Annotated in this window: 18 protein-coding genes and 1 pseudogene; 3 read left to right on the top strand and 16 right to left on the bottom strand. The window is 46.5% G+C overall.

The window, feature by feature from the left end; all coding sequences use genetic code 11:
• Nucleotides 1–40 precede the first annotated feature (40 nt).
• Together ACH0AB_RS01110 and ACH0AB_RS01105 are read left to right on the top strand one after the other, a co-directional pair.
• Complete coding sequence (locus ACH0AB_RS01110; protein ID WP_282841646.1) at nt 41–778, top strand: proteasome-type protease; 738 nt, start codon at nt 41–43, stop codon at nt 776–778.
• Nucleotides 779–1,080: 302 nt separating this feature from the next.
• Complete coding sequence (locus ACH0AB_RS01105) at nt 1,081–1,737, top strand: trimeric intracellular cation channel family protein (RefSeq protein ID WP_062333426.1); 657 nt, start codon at nt 1,081–1,083, stop codon at nt 1,735–1,737.
• 96 nt (nt 1,738–1,833) lie between these two features.
• Here ACH0AB_RS01105 and ACH0AB_RS01100 read toward each other — a convergent pair whose 3' ends face one another.
• Both ACH0AB_RS01100 and ACH0AB_RS01095 read right to left on the bottom strand, forming a co-directional pair.
• Nucleotides 1,834–1,965, bottom strand: coding sequence for a hypothetical protein (locus ACH0AB_RS01100; RefSeq protein ID WP_406876839.1), 132 nt, complete (start codon nt 1,963–1,965; stop codon nt 1,834–1,836).
• Between the two features lie 103 nt (nt 1,966–2,068).
• A complete protein-coding gene (locus ACH0AB_RS01095; RefSeq protein WP_406876838.1) occupies nt 2,069–3,445 on the bottom strand; it encodes an MATE family efflux transporter in 1,377 nt (458 codons plus the stop codon).
• 398 nt (nt 3,446–3,843) lie between these two features.
• On the opposite strand from ACH0AB_RS01095, the gene fumC reads away from it, so the two are divergent.
• Nucleotides 3,844–5,259, top strand: a complete 1,416-nt coding sequence (fumC, locus tag ACH0AB_RS01090; protein WP_406876837.1) for a class II fumarate hydratase — start codon at nt 3,844–3,846, stop codon at nt 5,257–5,259.
• Between the two features lie 159 nt (nt 5,260–5,418).
• On the opposite strand, the gene urtE is transcribed toward fumC, so the two are convergent.
• The 14 genes and pseudogenes from urtE to ACH0AB_RS01020 all read right to left on the bottom strand — a co-directional run bounded on the left by urtE (nt 5,419) and on the right by ACH0AB_RS01020 (nt 21,125).
• A complete protein-coding gene (gene urtE / locus ACH0AB_RS01085; RefSeq protein WP_007116004.1) occupies nt 5,419–6,117 on the bottom strand; it encodes an urea ABC transporter ATP-binding subunit UrtE in 699 nt (232 codons plus the stop codon).
• A 9-nt stretch (nt 6,118–6,126) separates the two neighbouring features.
• Nucleotides 6,127–6,945 carry an urea ABC transporter ATP-binding protein UrtD gene (urtD, locus tag ACH0AB_RS01080; protein WP_138018347.1) on the bottom strand — a complete coding sequence of 273 codons (819 nt, stop codon included), beginning with the start codon at nt 6,943–6,945 and terminating at the stop codon, nt 6,127–6,129.
• 216 nt (nt 6,946–7,161) lie between these two features.
• Nucleotides 7,162–8,211, bottom strand: a pseudogene (urtC, locus tag ACH0AB_RS01075) (urea ABC transporter permease subunit UrtC); the annotation flags it as partial.
• Nucleotides 8,212–8,229: 18 nt separating this feature from the next.
• Nucleotides 8,230–9,867 (bottom strand): urea ABC transporter permease subunit UrtB, encoded by a 1,638-nt coding sequence (gene urtB, locus ACH0AB_RS01070; RefSeq protein ID WP_406876937.1) that lies wholly within the window; start codon nt 9,865–9,867, stop codon nt 8,230–8,232.
• 326 nt (nt 9,868–10,193) lie between these two features.
• Nucleotides 10,194–11,447 (bottom strand): urea ABC transporter substrate-binding protein, encoded by a 1,254-nt coding sequence (gene urtA, locus ACH0AB_RS01065; RefSeq protein WP_060996033.1) that lies wholly within the window; start codon nt 11,445–11,447, stop codon nt 10,194–10,196.
• 593 nt (nt 11,448–12,040) lie between these two features.
• Entirely contained in the window at nt 12,041–12,697 is a 657-nt protein-coding gene (locus ACH0AB_RS01060; RefSeq protein WP_406876836.1) for a HupE/UreJ family protein, read from the bottom strand.
• A gap of 27 nt (nt 12,698–12,724) precedes the next feature.
• A complete protein-coding gene (ureG, locus tag ACH0AB_RS01055; RefSeq protein ID WP_051500567.1) occupies nt 12,725–13,426 on the bottom strand; it encodes an urease accessory protein UreG in 702 nt (233 codons plus the stop codon).
• Nucleotides 13,427–13,462: 36 nt separating this feature from the next.
• Nucleotides 13,463–14,299 (bottom strand): urease accessory protein UreF, encoded by an 837-nt coding sequence (locus tag ACH0AB_RS01050; protein ID WP_406876835.1) that lies wholly within the window; start codon nt 14,297–14,299, stop codon nt 13,463–13,465.
• A complete protein-coding gene (gene ureE, locus ACH0AB_RS01045) occupies nt 14,296–14,859 on the bottom strand; it encodes an urease accessory protein UreE (RefSeq protein WP_406876834.1) in 564 nt (187 codons plus the stop codon). Before ureE ends, ACH0AB_RS01050 begins: the two co-directional genes overlap by 4 nt.
• Nucleotides 14,860–15,102: 243 nt before the next feature.
• Nucleotides 15,103–17,208 (bottom strand): urease subunit alpha, encoded by a 2,106-nt coding sequence (ureC, locus tag ACH0AB_RS01040; RefSeq protein ID WP_406876833.1) that lies wholly within the window; start codon nt 17,206–17,208, stop codon nt 15,103–15,105.
• Nucleotides 17,209–17,232: 24 nt separating this feature from the next.
• On the bottom strand, nt 17,233–17,535 hold the full coding sequence (gene ureA, locus ACH0AB_RS01035; protein WP_060995978.1) for an urease subunit gamma: 303 nt from the start codon (nt 17,533–17,535) through the stop codon (nt 17,233–17,235).
• A gap of 49 nt (nt 17,536–17,584) precedes the next feature.
• Nucleotides 17,585–18,574, bottom strand: coding sequence for an urease accessory protein UreD (locus ACH0AB_RS01030; RefSeq protein ID WP_406876832.1), 990 nt, complete (start codon nt 18,572–18,574; stop codon nt 17,585–17,587).
• Nucleotides 18,575–18,725: 151 nt separating this feature from the next.
• On the bottom strand, nt 18,726–19,688 hold the full coding sequence (locus tag ACH0AB_RS01025; protein WP_313100127.1) for a DMT family transporter: 963 nt from the start codon (nt 19,686–19,688) through the stop codon (nt 18,726–18,728).
• 129 nt (nt 19,689–19,817) lie between these two features.
• Nucleotides 19,818–21,125: an MFS transporter gene (locus ACH0AB_RS01020; protein ID WP_406876830.1), complete on the bottom strand. Its 1,308-nt coding sequence runs from the start codon at nt 21,123–21,125 to the stop codon at nt 19,818–19,820.
• Nucleotides 21,126–21,239: the final 114 nt, after the last annotated feature.

The following is a 21,239-nucleotide window of genomic DNA, read 5'->3' as shown; positions in this document are numbered from 1 at the left end:
CAATATTTGCTAAACCAGTATTTGCTAAAAAGGAACAACCATGACCTATTGTGTGGGTATCCGACTCAAAGACGGGATGATTTTCGCCAGTGATACTCGCACCAACGCGGGCGTCGACCAAGTATCGATGTTTCGCAAAATGTATCAATACGGCATTGAAGGCGAGCGGTTTTTGGTGCTACAAACCGCCGGCAACTTGGCGACGTCACAAGCGGTATTTACCAAATTAGATAACGCCATCAAACTTGCGCAAGAGCGTAATCTGCATACCGTCCCTACCCTGTATGATGCCGCGCAATTGGTGGGTGAGTGCCTGCGAGAAACCACCATCCATGCCCAAACCATCGCACAAGAAACCGATACCAAGTTTAGAAGCAGTTTTATTTTGGGTGGACAAATCAAAGGACAATCCCCGGAAATTTATTTTATCTACCCTGAAGGCAACTGCATCAGAGCAACAACCGATACGCCTTTTTTCCAGTTAGGGGAAAGTAAATACGGCAAACCTATTTTAGACCGCTCCATGAATTATGACGCATCACTCAAATCAGCGATGCGAGCCATTCTGATTTCTTTTGATTCAACCATCCGCTCCAACCTATCCGTCGGTATGCCCATTGATGTGTTGGTCTATCACAATGACAGCCTACAGATGCCACAAGGGTATCGCATTGATGAAAACGATGAATACTTTGCTAGCATCCGCCAACATTGGTCAGATGGGCTGAGAAAAATTCTGAATGAACTTGAAGACTCACCGATGAGCTATTGGCAATAGCAACTGTCACACAGTTAAAAATAAACCATACGTCAAACCATCTAGCAGGTTCTTCACTGTGTCCTCGCCTGTCGATTTATACCGCGTTTTTGGTTATACCGTGCTTTTGGTTATACCGTTTCTGGCATATACCGCTCTTGACATAATGCGCTCCCATCTATATCGACCTGTCGTATGCAATTGAATTGCCATAGTTCAATTGCCTTGCCATAGATAATGCAAATACCTTGGGTTTTTGGTAGGCGGTAATTTTGGTGGGTATGCTATCATGTGATTTTTTATGATTGTTTGGTTTTTATGCTATGCAGCTAACTGATTTGGCACCTTGGGGTGAATCACTCAGAATCGCCGTAGAAGTTATCGGCACCATTGCTTTTGCCTTGTCAGGTATCTTGGCAGGCGTGCGCAAACGTATGGATATGTTTGGGGTAGCGGTGCTGGGATTCTTATCGGCGTATGGGGGTGGTACGCTGCGTGATATTTTGCTAGAGCGGCGGCCGTTTTTTTGGGTGTCCCAAGAGCTGATGTTATGGCTGGTGTTTGCGCTTTGTATTGTGGTAATGCTAGTCAATAGCCGCCGCCCGTTTCGTATCACACCTGCAGCGATTCAATTGGCAGATGCGTTAGGGTTGGGCTTGTTCGTCGCCTCTGGGGTACAAGCCTCACTGGCAAGCGGTATGCCGATGGCGGTATCAGTCATTATGGGGATTATCACTGGGGTATTTGGCGGGGTGATGCGTGATATTGCCTGTGGTGAGATGCCCACCGCGTTTTTTGACCATCGTCCGTATGCTATGTGTGCGTTGGTTGGCGGCTGGGTGTATGCGATTTTGGCGGTTTACAGCTCGCTTGCCGCTTGGGTGATTATGTTCATCAGTACCGTCACCACCACAGGGCTGCGTATTGCCGCGCTGGCGTTTAATTATCATTTACCCGGTTGGAAAAAAAGCGCCTCTTAGCTAACGAATTAGGTAGTCAACACATTTAGCCATCACTTTTGGTAGTTATCAAATTTGGCTTGACTGCGGCAATCCGTTAATAAATATAAGGCTTTATCAAGCGGTTAAATCAAGCAAATAATACCGATGCTCGCATTTGATGACGTCAAGCTGGTAAGTCAGATAGGCATGATGGTCGGTTGGGGTTGGGATGTCAAGTGCTGCAGCCGCAAGATAATGATACAGCAAAATCTCGTTATATCATTATCTAAGCTTAGCGTATGCGGTTTTGGACAATAGTCGGTGTCGGTATCTAGATGGCTTACTTTTGCCAGATTGAAATAAATACTACTTACACCAATCGCTCGACCGCTTTTTTCTTCCAAACAAATTGGTAGTACAAGCCTTGTAACACGCTCATCACTATAAAGTTCGCCACATACGCCCACCAAATGCCCTGCAGTCCAAAATGACGACTGAGTAAAATCGCACTGGGAATCTCTACCAATAAGATAGTGCCGATACTGATAAACATGGGCTGCCACACCATGCCCGTCGCACGCATCATGCCACTAAAAATCATGCCACTGCTAAAGAAAAGCAAACTCCATAACACAATGTGCAATAACTGCTGCGCCAGCACAATCACGCCTTCCACCGTGATAAACATCGCCATCAAATAACGGGAAAAAAGATATGCCAAAACAATCAACCCCCCAGTAATAATAAGATTGGTCACCATGGCAGTGCGAGTGACGCAGTTTAAGGCACTCGCTTTACCTGCGCCAATCGCTTGCGAGGCATAAATTGATGCCGCTATCGCAATCGACATGGCAGGAAATTGCACATAGCTCAACACTTGGTTGACTGCGCCATAAGCTGCGGTGGCATTGGTACCGAAGCCATTGACCAGCCCAATAATCACCAAGCCAGATATTGCGCCCGTGACCATCTGAAACGCGGTAGGTAAACCCAACCGAACCACTTTACGCGCGATGTCGGGTTGGATGCGTATATATTTGAGTAATTGAGTATCAATTTGTAAGGGGTGATTTTTGGCACGGGTATAAAAAAACAAAAACAGCAATACCAACAACTGTGACAATAAAGTCGCAATCGCAGGGGCTTGGATATCTAGCTTGGGTAACCCAAACCAACCTTGAATGAGCGCAGGCGTCACCACAATCCCAATCACAATAGAAATACCCACGGCAAACAGGGGCGTCACCGAATCGCCAACCCCGCGCAATAACGAAGTATAAGCGATAAATAAAAACAGTAGCGGACTTCCTGCCAACATCAATTTGGCATAACGGTTTGCCAAGCCTTGAATCTCAGCAGGGACGCCCATCTGCACAATAATTAATTGACTGAGCAAGCTACCTGCAATCGCAATCATTACCCCTAATATCAAAATAATTGCAAAGCTATTGCCGGTAATTCGTTTGACCAAATCCAATTCTTTGGCACCCCAAGCCTGCCCTACCAAAATTGATGAACCTGAAGCAATACCGATGATAAATGCCATCAAAAAAAACAGCACTGGGGCAAACACCGATACAGCGGCAATCGCCTGTACCCCTAGCATCTGCCCAACAAAAATGGTATTAATGGTCCCTGACAGCGATTGCAAGATGTTGGTCAGCAGTAAAGGCAACAAGAAAAACAAAAACGGTCGCCATAGCGTGCCGACCGAACTAAAATCTGGAAGTTGTTGTGATTTTTTCATACCGTCAAATTTACTTAATGATAATTGCTTAATGATGATAATGATAACGATGGCTATTTTAATTATTTTTTTATTACTGACCTGCTAGGTAAGTTTTATACAGTGTTAGATAGCAAAACAAAGCGTATCGAAAGGCCAAAAATCTACTGACGCTGGCAAAATTTCGTTCATAGTAAACGATTGCTCAACAACATATCGCAATAAAATGTTAACTATCTTTCGTTGTCACCCGTCATTTTACCGCTTACTTTAACAAAGATAACAAACGACACATATTGTCAAACTTTTATGGTCGATAACTCTGTTAAACTTTACCCTGTGCTTTGGTGCATAAGTGGCGATAACCAGCCACTTTGATAATGAGAAAATCAAAAAATTCACTAAAAAAGAGAACAATAATGACAACCGACAACCAAACCGATACCCAGCAATTTCGCAGCGAAAAAGACAGCATGGGCGCTGTCAACGTCCCTATAGATGCCTACTGGGGCGCGCAAACCGAGCGTAGCCGCAATAACTTTAAAATCGGTGGCGAAACCTTGCCACAGCCGCTGATTGAAGCCATGGCACTGGTCAAAAAAGCCGCCGCCATCACCAATGCCAAATTAGGGCGTATTAGTGATGACAAACGTGACCTTATCGTGCAGGCCGCCGATGAAATCATCAACGGGGCACTGCGTGACCAATTTCCTTTGGTGGTTTGGCAGACAGGCTCTGGCACCCAGTCAAACATGAATATGAATGAAGTGATTGCCAACCGCGCCAATGAACTTGCCGGTCAAGGCAAAGGTCGTTATCAGCCAATTCATCCCAATGACGATGTCAACCATGCCCAGTCTACCAATGACAGCTTTCCCACCGCGATTCGGGTAGCGGCGGCGCGTCAGATTGTCTATCTGCTTATCCCGGCGGTGCAAAAACTGCGTGACACCTTAGCAAGCAAATCTGAGCAGTTTGCTGGCATTGTAAAAATCGGACGCACCCATCTGCAAGATGCCACCCCTTTGACGCTAGGACAAGAGTTTAGCGGCTATGTCAGTCAGTTAGATCATGCGCTCATTCGTCTGGATGCCGCGCTACAAGGTCTGTATGAACTGCCTTTAGGCGGTACGGCAGTCGGTACAGGACTCAATGCGCATCCTGACTATGCCGAGCAGGTCGCGCAAACCCTAGCTGCATTAACCGGTGTGCCTTTTGTCACCGCGCCCAATAAATTTGAAGCGTTAGCGGCCAGAGACGCTGAAGTTTTTGCCTCAGGTGCCCTAAAAACCTTGGCAGCGAGCCTCAATAAAATTGCCAATGATGTGCGCTGGTTGGCTTCAGGTCCTAGATGTGGGATTGGTGAGCTTAAAATCCCTGAAAATGAGCCAGGCTCATCCATCATGCCAGGTAAAGTCAATCCGACCCAGTCTGAAGCCATGACGATGGTCGTCGCGCAAGTGATGGGTAACGATGTCACCATCAATATGGCGGGGGCGTCGGGTAATTTTGAACTCAATGTGTTTATGCCAGTCATTGGCTACAACCTGCTGCAATCGATTCGCTTACTTGCCGATACCTGTGATAGCTTCAATGATCATTGCGCGGTAGGTATCGAGCCTGTGACAGAAAAAATTGATTATTTCCTACACAACTCATTGATGTTAGTCACCGCGCTCAATCGACATGTTGGCTATGAAAATGCAGCAAAAATTGCCAAAACTGCTTATAAAGAAAATAAAACCTTAAAACAAGTTGCCGTTGAACTCGGTTTATTGACTGACGCCCAATTTGATGAATGGGTCAAACCTGAAGCCATGACTAGTCCAAAGTGATTAATCGAAAGTGACTAATTCAAAAATGATTAGTCCAAAGTCATGTGAAGGTTAATGCAGCGTAATCACACTCTTTAATCAATCAATTTTTATCAGCAAATTTTTAGCCAGATGACTGTCATCTGGCTAAAAGCTAACTCACGTATCGTTGGCTATTTACTAAATCGCCACTAGCTCCCTGATGCCTTTTTCTGGCATATCACCGCCCATGCCTTGGGCAATGACTTGCCCCCGTGCCATAACCGTATAGTTATCGGCAAGTTCTTCGGCAAAGTCATAAAACTGCTCGACCAAAATAATCGCCATATCGCCTTGGTCAGCCAAGCGACGAATCACCCGCCCGATATCTTTGATAATCGATGGCTGAATTCCTTCGGTCGGCTCGTCCAAAATCAGCACCCGTGGCTCAGATGCCAGCGCTCTGGCTATCGCTAGTTGTTGTTGTTGACCGCCTGACAAGTCACCGCCCCGACGTTGGCTCATTTCATCGAGCACAGGAAAAATCTCATACAAATGGCTCGGGACTTTTTTGGCTTTGCTGCCTTTAAACTTTGCCATGCCAATCAAGATATTTTCTTCTACGGTTAAGGTTGAAAAAATATCTCGCCCTTGTGGCACATACGCCATGCCTGCGCGCACGCGGTTTTCAGGCGACAATTTGCTGATGTCTTTGCCATCGAGCAAAATTTGACCCGATTTAATCGGTAAAACCCCCATCAGACACTTTAACAGTGTGGTTTTACCCACGCCATTGCGACCGAGTACCACAGAACACTCACCCACAGGCGCGGTCAAACTGACATCGCGCAGAATATGACTGCCGCCATAATATTGATTGATTGTGTTTACTTCTAACATCGCTATCCCCTATCGCCCTAGATATTTTTCGATGACATCGTCGTTGGCTTGTACTTCAGCAAGCGTGCCTTCTGCCAAAATTGCGCCTTGCGCCAATACCGTCACTTGCTCACTGATGGTGTCAATAAAGCTCATGTCATGTTCAACCACCACCAAGGTATGGTCTTTTTTGAGCTCCAAACATAGCTCGGCGGTGCGTTCAGTTTCGGCATCGGTCATGCCTGCCACTGGCTCATCGAGCAAAATCAGCTTAGGACGCTGCATCAATAGCATCCCAATCTCCAGCCATTGTTTTTGCCCGTGCGACAACAATCCTGCAGGTTTATTGACAAACTCACCCAAGCGAATCGTCGCTAAAGTCTGGTCAAGGGCATTTTGGGCATCCGGGTTAAGCTTGCTAAACAGGCTTTTTTTGACTCGCTTGTCTTTGGGTGCGGCAAGCAGTAGGTTTTCCATGACGGTAAAATTTTCAAACACCGTGGGTTTTTGAAATTTTCGCCCAATGCCAGCTTCGGCAATTTGCTCGGTGGTCATGCTGGCAAGATTGTGGGTTTGTCCAAAATACACTGACCCTTCCGTGGGGCGAGTTTTACCGGTAATCACGTCCATCAGCGTGGTTTTACCCGCACCGTTAGGTCCGATAATACAACGCAGCTCGCCTTCTTTGATGTACAAAGATAAGTTGTTTAAGGCGCGAAATTTATCAAACCACACACTGACATCTTCCATATATAGGGCAATACCTTTGCTAAAATCCGCTTCTTGTGACTTTAGCCTTCCGTAGTTGCTCTCAGCAAAGTCATTAATATTATTATCGTTTGTATTCATAACAGACTCTTTGATGTGTTATTAATGGGGTATTTATGGGGTATTAGTCATCGGGTATAATCAAAATAACTACTGGGTTGCAGGCGGTCAGCCTAACGCCGCTGCCGACCCTAAAGCCCCTTCCGCCTAAGATTCTTTTTTTGCTTCTATGTTTGTTTCTTGGTTTGTTTCCATATTTTTTACGCTTGGCTCGACCGTTTTTTTGCCATGCGTGATTTTGTCCAATAGACCAATAATGCCTTTGGGTAAAAACAAGGTGACGACCACAAACAACCCGCCCAAAATCAATAGCCAAGCTTCGGGATATGCCACGGTAAAGTAAGTTTTCACCGCATTGACCACACCTGCGCCCAATATCGCCCCAATCAGTGTGCCGCGTCCACCTGTGGCGACCCAGACCGCCATTTCAATCGAGTTGACAGGGTTCATCTCACTGGGATTGATAATGCCCACTTGTGGCACATACAACGCGCCAGCAATCCCTGCGATAATCGCCGATAACACCCACGCAGATAGCTTGTACCATAGGGTACGGTAGCCCAGGTATTGCAAACGGTTTTCGCTATCACGTACGGCGCCCAGTACGCGGCCATACGGCTTGTGCATCAAATAACGTAGGCCAAGGTAGGCAAGCATCAGCACCAATGCTGTGGCAAAACATAGCAAGGTGCGCGTCATGGGAGCAGCGATGTCCATGCCCAAGATGGTTTTAAACCCGGTAAAACCGTTGTTACCGCCAAACCCAGTTTCGTTACGGAAAAATAAGAGTGATGCGGCAAACACCATGGCTTGGGTGATAATCGAGAAATACACGTCTTTGATTTTTGAGCGAAAGGCAAAAAACCCAAATATAAAAGCCACCAATGCCGGCACCAACACCACCAATATCGCCGCCCAAGCAAAGTTGTCCGTGCCTGCCCAAAACCAAGGCATTTTATCCCAGCTCAAAAACCGCATAAACTCCGGCAAGCTGTTGCCTGATGCTTGACGCATCAAATACATACCCATCGCATATCCACCAAGGGCAAAGTACAAGCCATGCCCAAGGCTCAAAATCCCCGCATAGCCCCATACCAAATCCAGTGCCAAAGCAACCATCGCCAGACACATGATTTTGCCAATCAACGTGACCCAATAAGCGGATAAATGCAGCGCCGAATCGGCAGGTAGCAAGTGCAACCAAGGCAATACCATCAACACCGCAAAACAGCCCATAATTGCCAAGCGACTCACTGGTTTATCTGCAAATAATTGTAAAATACGCATTCTTTCACTCTCCAATGATTACTCGACAAAGCGACCTTTCAGGGCAAACAGACCTTGTGGGCGTTTTTGGATAAATAGCACCACCAGCACCAACAAAATGATTTTGGCAATCACCGCACCCATGCCAATCTCAAGCACGGTGCCACTCACGCCTAGACCCAAGGCTGCCAGTACTGCCCCCCAAATTTGACCGACACCGCCGACCACCACCACCAAGAAAGCATCGATGATGTAGTTTTGCCCCAAATCAGGACCGACGTTGCCCACTTGCGCCAAAGCACAGCCTGCCAAACCTGCCAAGCCAGAGCCAAGCCCAAACGCCATCATATCGACACGCGCCGAGCGGATACCCACCGCGCGCGCCATTTGCCGGTTTTGGGTCACGGCACGTACAAATAGACCAAAACGGGTGTATTTGAGTAAAAACACCAGTAATAATAATACGATAATAGTAAAACCGATAATGGCAATACGGTTGTATGGCAGCATCAAGCTTGGGGTCAAGGCGACAGCACCGCTTAGCCATGAAATATTGGAGACTTCGACGTTTTGTGCCCCAAAAATCATGCGAACTAACTGCATCAGAATCAAACTCACCCCAAACGTGGCAAGCAAGGTTTCTAGCTGTCTGCCATATAGCGGACGTATCACCACCCGCTCGATAATCATGCCAATGACTGCGCTCACCAAAAACGCCAGCGGAATCGCCGCAAGCATGTACCAATCGACATAGCCTGCCAAATGGCTCTTAAAAAAACTTTGCACCACATAGGTGGTATAGGCACCAATCATAATGAGCTCACCATGCGCCATGTTAATGACACCCAATAGACCGTAAGTAATGGCAAGTCCCAACGCCGCCAACAACAAAATACTCGCGGTGCTGAAGCCAGAAAACACGTGTCCTGTCCACTCACTGGCTTTGATACGCGATTTGACTTTGTCTTGGGTTGTTTGTAAGGCTTGTTTGAGCTCGGGTGAATGGCTGGTTTGTTTTGCTATCCCTTCGATATCGGCTAACACATCGGGGCTGTTACTGGACGCCAAGGTTTTTAATGCCGCAATCTGGTTCATCTCATCGCCCGATTGCAAATCCATACGCGCTTGCAGTTGCGCCAATGCTGCTTTTACCGTACTGTCTTTTTCATTGGCATAAATATCGGCAACGGTTTTTTTATCGAGCGTGGCGATATTGTCGGCTAGGATATCCACCGCTTTAAGGCGCTCGCTGGCATCGTCGGATTTGAGTTTGGCTTTGGTTTGCCCTAAGGTCAACGCCGAACGCAGCGCGTTATTGAGTGTGACTTGGTTTAGGTCGCTTGGCCAATTACTTACCAAAGTATGCGCAGGATAGCGGTAGAGTTGGTCGGTATTTTCTAAAGTATAGACATTGCCGGCATCATCACGGTACAGCTCGTCTTTGTTAATCAGCTCGACCAGTTTGTCATAGGATTGACTGGTGCCTGTCCAGTTGTTGAGCATGGCTTGACGCCCCGCAAAATCGGCGGCTACGAATTTTTGAATATCATCGCCTGCGCTGGCTGCCGTGCTTGTGGCTGCGGTAGTTGGGGCTGCTGTGGTTACTGTACTGGTTATCGTAGTTGCCGAAGCGGTACTTGCCTGTGCATTACTCACGCTTGGCAACGCAATGCCCATCGTGGTCGCTAGCGACATGCCGAGCACAATTTTTTTACTTTTTTGCAAAAACTGCCCGAGAGAATGATTACCATTGAGCATGATGGTCGCTCCTTAGTTTGTATGATTAGTCTTTATGATTAGTCCATCTGTTTGGTGGGGTGACGGATCCATGTTTAAATCAATCAATGTTTAAATCAATAAAAGGTGAAATCGTAAAATTTTGGCAAAAAAATAAGCCATACCAGCTGGGGTATTGATGCGCGGTATGGCTGTCACAACATCGAGTGTTAACTTCATTCAAGCTTATTGGAAAGGCTTATTTCGTCATACTTATTTCGGAATACTTATTTGGGGATATAAGGACTCCAAGGTTCAGCTTTAATGGCATCTTTGGTTTTGTAAACCACGTCAAACTGACCATCGGCACGGATTTGCCCAATCATCACAGGTTTGTGTAAGTGGTGATTTTCGGCATCCATGGTTAGCGTGTAGCCTGATGGCGCGGCAAAGCTTTGACCTGCCATGGCAGCACGGACTTTATCCACGTCGGTGGAGCCCGCTTTTTCAACCGCTTGTTTCCACATATTGATACCCACATAGGTGGCTTCCATTGGGTCATTGGTCACTACTTTATCGGCATTTGGCAGTTTGTGGTCAATGGCGTATTTTTTGTAAGCATTCACAAACTTGATGTTTACAGGGTTTTTGACCGATTCAAAGTAGTTCCATGCTGCCAAGTGTCCAACTAATGGGGTGGTGTCGATACCGCGAAGTTCTTCTTCGCCCACAGAGAACGCCATCACAGGAATATCCGCCGCTTTGATGCCTTGGTTACCAAGCTCACGGTAGAAGGGGACGTTCGAGTCACCATTGATGGTGGAGATAACTGCGGTCTTTTTACCTGCTGAGAATTTTTTGATATTACCCACGATGGTTTGGTAGTTGTTAAAGCCAAATGGGGTATATTCTTCCATAATGTCGCTATCTGCCACGCCTTTAGACTTTAAGAACGCCCGTAAAATCTTATTGGTGGTACGGGGGTACACATAGTCAGTACCCAATAGCACAAAGCGTTTGGCACCGCCGCCTTCTGGTGACATCAAGTATTCAACCGCAGGAATGGCTTGTTGGTTTGGCGCGGCGCCAGTATAAAAGATATTTTTGGACTGCTCTTGTCCTTCATACTGCACAGGGTAGAATAATAAGCCGTTTAATTCTTCAACCACAGGCAACACGGATTTACGAGAAACCGATGTCCAGCAACCAAAGATAACCGCGACTTTGTCTTGTGTCAGCAGTTGGCGCGTTTTTTCGGCGAACAATGGCCAGTCTGAGGCAGGGTCGACAACCACAGGCTCAAGTTTTTTGCCCATCACCCCACCTTTGGCATTGATTTCATCAATCGCCATCAATGCGGTGTCTTTGAGCGATGTTTCAGAAATTGCCATGGTGCCTGAGAGTGAATGCAAGATACCCACTTTGATGGTATCACCATTGCTAGGGGCAGGTGCACTACCGGTGGCAGCAGTGGTTGACGTGCCACTGGCTGGTTTGGCATCACTTGATGATTGCGGTTTTGAACAACCTGTCAACATCATACTGCCCGTTACCGCTAGGGCAACCAAGGATCTGCCAAATGCACGACGGCTTAATTGACGCTCAGTCGTGGTTAGCTCGGTGGTTTTTTTGTCTAACATGTGTCACTCCTAAAATAGATGGATTGCCGTTTTAAGGTAGAGCGTAACGGATAGGCTTTGGCTATCGGTTGCTGGTTGTCTTAACTGACTATAATGACAATTCAATTAGTGTGCCAATCTGCATATTAAAAGCTATTTTTGAAAATTTTATCAATTAAATCAAAATTTTAAGTTGATAAGATTAAAAAAATTTATCTCAAACAATCGCCTATTGGATGAATGCTGCTACTAGGTAAAAAATGGGCAAACTTTGGCGACCTTAGCGATTTCACCAATCTGATGAACTGGAATGGTTTTTTGCACTATTACCATTCATCTAGCGTTCCTATGGCATTGCTCTAGCATTCCTATGGCATTGACCTAGCATTAATTGTCGCTAAATAACGCTTTATCGCCAATGTCTTTATGACAGTACCCAATTTGTTGCATAAAAAAAGTGCAAGCCAGACAGCTTGCACTTTTTATCAAAAATGTTGTTAATCCCTATTTAATCGCTAGTTAGCCAAGACCAGTGCCATGCCCAATGCCGCCATGATTGAAGGTAGCCAAGACAGCTTGGGATGCGCATGGGCTTGTGCTTTTACCCAATTCATCACCCCTGCACCCACAGCAAACAAGGCGGACATCGCGGTTATCATGCCTAAGCCAAACCCTTGACTCACGCTACTGACTGGCATCTCCACGGCATGCGCCATACCATGAAATAGTGTCAAACCAAATAAGCTGATCGCCATCATGAGCGAAAAGCTTTTTTGATTCGCTTGTGCTATCTTGGTGCGCTGCGCCAAAACTGCGATCGCTGTCAACACCACCGATAGCAAAATCGCACCTTCAATAATCGATGAGCCAATCGCCACATGAGATAGTTGCACCAAAGCAAAGCCTGACAGTAAGCTTGTCACCAATAAGCCTAGACCCAGTTTTTTGTGACGCGCAAACACCATGCCCATGCCAACTGCAAGCACCACGTGGTCAAGACCTGAAATTGGGTGCATAAGTCCTGCGGTGACGGCAGCCATTAAATCTACCGAACTTGCACTTGCATGATGGGGTAAACCATGACCGACATGCGCCACTGCCACACTTGAAAGACTAAAAAGCGCAGTTGCCAACGCCGTTTTTTGGGTCGTTTTTTGGGTTAAAGTTTTCATTATGTCTCCTTGATTTTATCGCATTTTTTACATATTTTCGCTTGAGCTTGGCAAATGTTGGACAGGCTGTGACGGAATCTCTAGCGCTCTTAGCATGCCTTGTTGTTGGATAAATTTGATAATGTCATCCAAACCGTCTTGAGTTTTCATGTTGCTAAACACAAACGGCTTATCGCCGCGCATTTTTTTGGCGTCTTTGTCCATAATCGACAAATCCGCGCCCACGAGTGGCGCAAGGTCGGTTTTATTGATAATCAGTAAATCTGATTTGGTAATCCCGGGTCCACCTTTGCGGGGGATTTTGTCGCCTGCACTCACATCAATCACATAAATGGTCAAATCCGACAACTCTGGGCTAAAGGTCGCCGCCAAGTTATCACCGCCCGACTCAATGATAATCAGCTCAAGACCGTCAAAGCGATTTTGCAAGGTAGCTACGGCATTAAGATTAATCGACGCATCTTCACGAATCGCTGTGTGCGGACAGCCGCCCGTTTCCACGCCAATAATCCGCTCAGCGGGCATGGCATCGTGGCGGGTCAAAAACTCCGAATCTTCTTTGGTATAAATATCGTTGGTAATCACCGCCATGTTGTACACATCTTTGAGACGGCGACACAGACTCAAGGTCAAAGCGGTTTTGCCAGAGCCAACAGGCCCGCCAATGCCAAGGCGTAACGGGGATAAGCGAGGCTCTTGGGTTGGGGTTTTTTGGGTAAAGCCAGTCATGGAGTTTCCTTGTGAATGATATTAAAGACAGGGGTTTTAGGAACGAAACAGACGACTATATTGTTGTTCATGATGACAGGATAATTCTGCCAACGACGGTACAGACGCTGATAGTTGCAAGTGGTTGATTAAAATCAGTAATGTTTGGGCATGCTGCTGTGCCTGTAAAAATTGTGGCGCAATGTCTTTTAGCTTAGCCATAACCGTTTGCGGATGCTGAATGGCTGTCAATGCCGTTTTGACTTTGCTGGCTTGCGTTTGACAAAGCTTGGCAATCGGTTCATCCATCGCTTGCCCCAATTGCCAAATAATTCGTTGACCTGCCATTTGTCCCAGCGGTAAGGTTTTGACAATCGCCAAGGTCAGATTTTCCATTTGAGCAAACGCATAGGTCGTCAGGCTATCGGCTATCGGCAGTTGCCAAAAGTATGCCAAGCGAGCGAATAAGGGTAAATAGCCTTGCGCTATCCAATCTTGTGGCATCGCAAGGTCGAGCACACCATCGAGCCAGGCACAAAATGCCTGTGCCAATTGTTGACTCTCTAATAAAAACTCATGGCTATCACGGCTTGCCCCATAAAAATTGGCTAAACTATCCACCAAGCTATCGTGAGTTGTTTGCGCTGACAAGTGCATCATACTTGCCATCAGCGGCAATTCAAAATTGAGTAAGACCTCTTGTTGATACGCCTGCAAAAACGCCAAACTACTGGCTTCATCATGAATAAAGCCTTGCTCAATGGCAGACTCCACGCCTTGGGAATAGGTATAACTACCAATCGGCAAATTGCTCGACGCCAGCATCATCAGCTTAAGCAATTGTTGTGGCGGTGTCGTCTGTGTGAGGTGCGATGTTGTTGTCATCGTTTTCATAAAAAAAACGTGGCTTTGGTTAAATCGCCGACGATTGTGCTTTGCGTGTCGGCATGGCTTAACCGATTATCATGCCCATGTGAATGCCCGCCATGCCCATACGCCCCTGTTTCGGGTTCAAAAGCGTGCGCCACTTCGCTCACCGTCAAGCCTAATTTCACCAGCATATCGGCAAGCACATAATCGGGCTCAAAGTATAAGGCATGCTGCGCTTGACCCTGCTCAACGAGCATCAGTGGTACATGACGATTGCCCAAATGGTACGCCCCGCGCATCAGTTCAAAAGGATTGTCGGCGGTGACTTTGGTGAGGGTTTGCGGTTTGGCAAAAATTTGTATGATGTCGCCTGACTCGTTTTGTACCACATCACCATCTTTGAGCGTACCTGTGCGTGGCAGGTCGATACCGACCGCTTCACCATTTTGCAGGGTTGCTCGAAAGCGTGACCGCTGGCGTGTGTCAAAATCGAGCTGCAAAAACTGCCCGTTTGCTTGTTGGTTGACCAAATCGGCTTGCTGTTGGTGAGTTAACAGTTGCACCCGCTGATTATAAATTTTCATTATTATCCTTTATTAAATTTTCTACCTACTTAGAAGTTTGCCCATGACAACCGCATTTTTGACAGCGACCCTCTTTAAATTGATGTTCACAGTTGTTAAGCCCATACAGTAAATGCGATTAGTTTGGGCAAAGATTTTTCATTGGCGATACATTGTTAAAAAACTCACTGTCACATTCATCACAGAGTAGATGAGATTGTTCGGTTCTAGCCATCACATTGGCATTCATAGCTAAAATCCCATTTAAAATAAGAAATACCGCTGTGCCATTGGTAGTACGGCCGACGGCTCACAAGTGAGAAGCTGACCATCCGCCCGCACTTCATAGGTTTCTGGGTTGATCGACATCTCAGGGCAATAGCTATTTAACCGCATATCTTTTTTGCGAATGTTACGAATACCCTGCACAGGGCGAATCACTTTTTGCAAGCCGAGCTTGTGTTGGATATTGTTGTCAAAGGCGATTTTGGATACAAAGGTGATACTGGTTTGGTGGATGGCTTTGCCAAGGCTTGCGAACATCGGACGATAATGCACCGGCTGCGGGGTTGGGATGGAGGCATTGATATCGCCCATCGGGTAAGCGGCGATGCTACCACCTTTTAAAATCGTGTCAGGTTTGACCCCAAAGAATTTGGGCGACCATAGCACCAAATCCGCCCATTTACCGACTTCCACCGAACCGACTTCCTCGGCAATACCGTGGGTAATGGCAGGATTAATGGTATATTTGGCGATATAGCGTTTGATGCGAAAATTGTCATTTTCTGTCACTGTATCTTCGGTCACTGGGTCGATGTCATGAAGCTGAATGTTAAACGCATTTTGGCTCACTGTATCGGGTGCTAAAAATCCGCGTTGGCGTTTCATTTTATCCGCCGTTTGCCAAGTGCGGATAATCACCTCGCCCACCCGTCCCATCGCTTGCGAGTCGCTACTCATCATCGAGATTGCCCCCAAATCGTGCAAAATATCTTCAGCGGCGATGGTTTCTTGGCGGATACGGCTCTCAGCAAAGGCAATATCTTCGGCAATCGCAGGGCTCAAATGGTGACACACCATCAGCATGTCGAGATGCTCATCAATGGTGTTGATAGTAAACGGACGTGTGGGGTTGGTCGAAGACGGCAACACATGCGGCTCGCCAATCGCCCGCAAAATATCAGGGGCGTGCCCGCCGCCTGCGCCTTCGGTGTGAAAGGTGTGAATACAGCGATCTTTAAAGGCGTTTAGCGTGCTTTCTAGATAGCCACTTTCGTTGAGCGTATCGGTATGAATCGCCACTTGCACATCATACTCTTCGGCAACGCTCAAGCAGTTATCAATCGCTTGCGGCGTGGTGCCCCAGTCTTCATGCAGTTTTAGCCCGACCACGCCTGCTTCGATTTGCTCGACAATCGGCTGCGGCAAGCTGACATTGCCTTTGCCTAGTAGCCCAATGTTCATGGGCATATCATCAAGGGCTTTGAGCATGGTTTCGATATGGTATTTGCCGTTGGTGCATGTGGTGGCAAGCGTGCCTTGGGCAGGCCCTGAACCACCGCCAATCATGGTGGTTACCCCAGACATCAAGGCAACCTCCGCTTGCTGTGGCGCGATAAAGTGAATATGGGTGTCAATCCCGCCCGCGGTCAAAATTTTGCCTTCACCTGCAATAATCTCGGTGCTTGCGCCAATGGCGATGGTGACATTGGATTGAACATCGGGGTTGCCCGCCTTGCCAATCGCCCAAATTCGGCTGTCTTTTATTGCCACATCGGCTTTATAAATCCCGGTATAATCCAAAATAAGCGCGTTGGTAATCACGGTATCAGCCACCTCAGCAAATGGGCGCTGCCCTTGCCCCATGCCATCACGAATCACTTTGCCACCACCAAATTTGACCTCTTCACCATAGCTGGTAAAGTCTTTTTCCACTTCGAGCCACAGCTCGGTATCAGCAAGACGCAGTTTATCCCCCACGGTTAAGCCAAAATGCTCGGCATACATTTGGCGAGGTACGGATTTTTGTGATTTTGGCAAACTTGCGGTATCCACAGATGCGGTGGCTTGCCCCATCACCCGCCCAGCAAACCCAAAAATCGCCTTGTTGCCACCAAACTCGACCAGTTCAACTGTCCGCGCTTGCCCGGGCTCAAAGCGCACTGCCGTACCCGATAAGATATTTAAGCGAAACCCGAGCGCCTTGTCACGGTCAAACGCCAGTGCGTCATTGGCTTCGGCAAAATGGTAGTGAGAGCCGATTTGAATCGGTCTGTCGCCGGTGTTTTTGACCAAAATAGTTTGGACGGCGCGCCCTTCATTCAGGATAATGGCTTGGTCTTTTAGCTTATATTCGCCAACTTTCATGGTTTACCCCTTATACTGTTTAAATTACACAATCGGTTGGTGAATGGTCACCAGTTTGGTACCATCTGGAAAGGTTGCTTCCACTTGCACATCGTCAATCATCTCAGCGATGCCATCCATCACATCCTCAACCCTAAGCCACGTGGTGCCTTCGCCCATCAACTGTGCCACTGTTTTGCCCTCTCTTGCCCCTTCGAGTACCAACATACTGATATAGGCTATTGCTTCTGGATAGTTAAGTTTTAAGCCACGTTGTTTGCGGCGTTCGGCAACCAATCCTGCGGTAAAAATAAGTAATTTATCTTTTTCGGCGGGGGTTAAATGCATGGGTTACTCCAATTATTTTTTAGTGTTAAAAATTAGACCTTCACTGCCACTAAGTTGCCCAAATTCGGGGCAAATGACTGACTTGTTGCCACATTAAAGTGCGAATTTCACCACGAACTGCACCAAAACTGTCAAAACATTGGCGAACGTCATCCCCTAAATAGCGAATAATCATCACCTCCCCTGTTTGGGTGCAAGAGACAGGCAAATGGTGGTGGTCGATAAATAATCGTAATTGCTTGACCCAGTCAATCAGCTGTTTTTGCGCATCAACACTTGGCACAACCCATAAGCTGGCAAAGACACTGTGATTATTTAGACCCACGGGTGAGCCAAACCAATCGCGTTCGGCACAGTGATGTAAGGTATCAGCAAGCAGCAATTTGGGCTGCTCATCCACGCGCCAAAATAGGTTTGATAACCGCATCTCGCCTGCACTATAGCGCTCGCCATGATGCTCTCGCCCTAACAGGTTAATTTCCCAAGCGATAATACTGGCAGCTGGGCTGATAAAAAACTGATTGGTAGCATGGGCAAAACTTGCGTTATAAAAACAGTTTTCTTGCGGTAGCCATTCAAAACGGCTGTCATCTTGCAGATAAACCGTGACATTTTGCGCAGCATAACCATTTGAATTTTCTTGAGTTTCTTGGTTTTTTTTGGTTTCTTGGTTTTTTTTGGTTTCTTGGTTTTTTTTGGTTTCTTGGTTTTTTTTGGCTGATGGGCTATCATCGGTTTGCTTGTTAGCGGTGTAACTTGGTAAATTGCCGTACCATTTATTTGCCCCGGGCGTGGTAATCACAGCGTGGGCGTGATGTTTTACGCCAATGTCAATATCGAGTTTATCGCCTAAGGCGATGCCAGCAGGCGGATACAGCATGATGACATGACAAATACCTTGCTGTTCACCGCTTTCAGGATACAAGGCTTTTTGTACCCGCAAGGCGCCTTGGTGGTGGCGTTGTACCAAATTGGTGCGCGCATGCTCACCCGCATGTTGGGCGTCAAAAGCTAAAGTAAGGACTGAGTGCCAAGCCATATCTATCTAACTATATGAAAAATATATGGTTTTATAGAATGCAAGGGCTGTGCCACATTGGTGCAGTGAGCTTTGATACCAATATGGATATAACATTGATACCAACATGCTGAAGCCCAAATCAGGGATGTTTACACGGTTTGGGCTGTTATTAGACTTGAGTATCGACTTCTGTCAGTTGCCGATGCCGCTGCAAGGGCAGTTTAATAGAGTTTAGGAGGGTGGCTAAAAGGATTAATATCATCCCTGAGTACTGCATGCCATTAAGCGATTGGTGCAGTAATACGATCGACAATACAATCGCGGTAAACGGCTCAAACACGGTGAATACCGAGGCTTTGGTCGCAGGGAGTTTATGTAAGGCTGACATATACAAGAAAAACGGAATCACGGTACCCACTAGGCTGAGCCCCATCACCCACAACCAAGTGATGACAGGCATGCTGAATGCTTTGGCATAGGTTTGATAGGTCATCGGTAGAAATAATAAAGCCATGGCACTAATCACCACTGAGCTAAAAAACACCAAGGTCGGCGGATAGTGTTTGTGTAAGGCTTTTTTGCCTAAAATGCCATACAGTGAATAGCACACCCCAGACAATAGACCAAACACAATCCCCCAACTCAATGTAAAGTTCTCACTGAGCGTTGTCAGTGCCACGCCCAATACCGCGATGCAAGCTAAGGTAAATGATTTTTTTGTTATCGGTTCTTTTAATAAAAAAAATGCCAGTACCAAACTAAAAATCGGCGCCGTATATAGTAGCGATACCGCAATGCCCGCCCCCACAAAATTGACCGCGATAAAATAGCAAACCGTCATGCCTAACACACCAATCAACGATTGCAAACTCAACTGTAATATCTCGCCGACCGATAACCGCCTAATAGACGTCCACAACGATGGCAATAATATCAGTAGCATCATAGCAGCGGTCACCACTCTTAAAATGGCAATTTGCACACTATCAAAACCCAGTTGATGTAGATAGGTGGTAAAGATACCCAGCGTGCCCCAACAGATAGCCGCCACAATGACTTGCAAGCCACCCATCGTCGCATGATTGCGCGTGTTAGGGGATTGGTTGGTAGCGAAAGCGGGTTTACGAGTCACTGGCAATTCCTAAAAAATGGGGGATAAAAAAAGTGATTCTAGCAAACAAGGTTGGCTAAAACCACTTTGGGAAAAAACTTAAATAAACTTGATGGGGTTATTGATAACCGTGGTTAATCGATTATTTTTCTAACGTTTTTCTAAAATAGACACACTATCGGATTTTTTATACATCACCGTTGCTGCCAGCGCAATTACGCTTGCTATCACCAATAACCAAGCTGGCGCGATTTGACTGCCTGTTTTACTCATTAACCAAGTTGCCATCAAGGGGGTTGTGCCACCAAGTAGGGCATTGGCTGAGTTAAAGGTGAAAGCAAAACCTGAATAACGCACCTCGACTGGGAAAATCTCACTTAAAAATGCCGGTAGTGTACCGTCATTGACGGATAATAACAGCGAGAACACCAGTTGAATCAACACAATGGTTAAAAACCCACCCAGGCTTAGCATATGAAACAACGGCACTGTCAACGCGATAAACAACACAGATGCGATGATCAGCATGGTTTTCCGACCGTATTTGTCTGACAGTTTACCCATGGTGAAAATCATACCGATATAAGCGACTAATGAAATAGAGGCAGCTAGCAGCGACTGCGTTTCATTGATGTGCATTTGGGTCGATAAATAAGTCGGCATATAGCTTAGGATTAAGTAAAAAGCCACCGCATTCAAACTACATAACATAAACGCAATGCACAAGGTTTTTTTATGGTTGGCAAACAAATTTTTGATTGGCACCGGTTTTTCAATGGTGCTTTCTTCAAAAGCCTTAAAAGCCGGGGTTTTTTCAAGATTCAAGCGCATATATCGACCCACTAGACCCAGTGGTGCAGCCAATAAAAACGGAATACGCCAGCCCCAAGTTTGTACAAAGTCAGCATCCATAAAGGCGGTCATAGCTGCCGCAATCAGTGAGCCCAGTAATAGACCTGCCGATGTACTGGCAGGTACGATACTGGTATAAAACCCTTTTTTGTCGGGCGGCGCATACTCTGCCATAAATGCTGATGCCCCTGCATACTCTCCTGAGGCTGAAAAACCTTGAATCATGCGTAACAATAACAACAACACAGGCGCTAAGATACCAACGGTGGCATAGCTTGGCAACAATCCGATTAAGAAGGTAGCACCCGACATAATCAAAATCGACCAAGATAAAGCCGCTTTTCGACCGTATTTATCGCCAATATGTCCCCAAAAAATACCTCCAAACGGACGGACAATAAAAGATAACGCAAAAATTGCATAAGTTGACATCAATGCGACGGTTGGATCGGTTTTAGCAAAAAATACGCTAGCGATGACAGTGGCAAAATAGCCATACGATGCGTAATCAAACCACTCGACAAAGTTACCAATAAAACTGGCTTTGGCGGCTTTTTTGAGTAACACAGGATCTTTAACATACGGCTCTGCAGCTGGTTGTTGCATTGCTACGGCAGTGGGTGAAAGTGCAAAAGTTGTCATTTATAGTAAAAGAAATTAAAAACTACCACAAATCCACATAAAGTAGAAGAATAGCTTATCGATATCATCAAGTCGCCA

Origin of the sequence: Moraxella sp. 179-F 1C4 NHS (assembly GCF_045370505.1) — a bacterium.
In the GTDB taxonomy this organism is placed as follows: domain Bacteria; phylum Pseudomonadota; class Gammaproteobacteria; order Pseudomonadales; family Moraxellaceae; genus Faucicola; species Faucicola tetraodonis.
The sequence above is the reverse complement of the archived record's forward strand: the minus strand, read 5'-3'. Positions and strand labels throughout refer to the sequence as shown.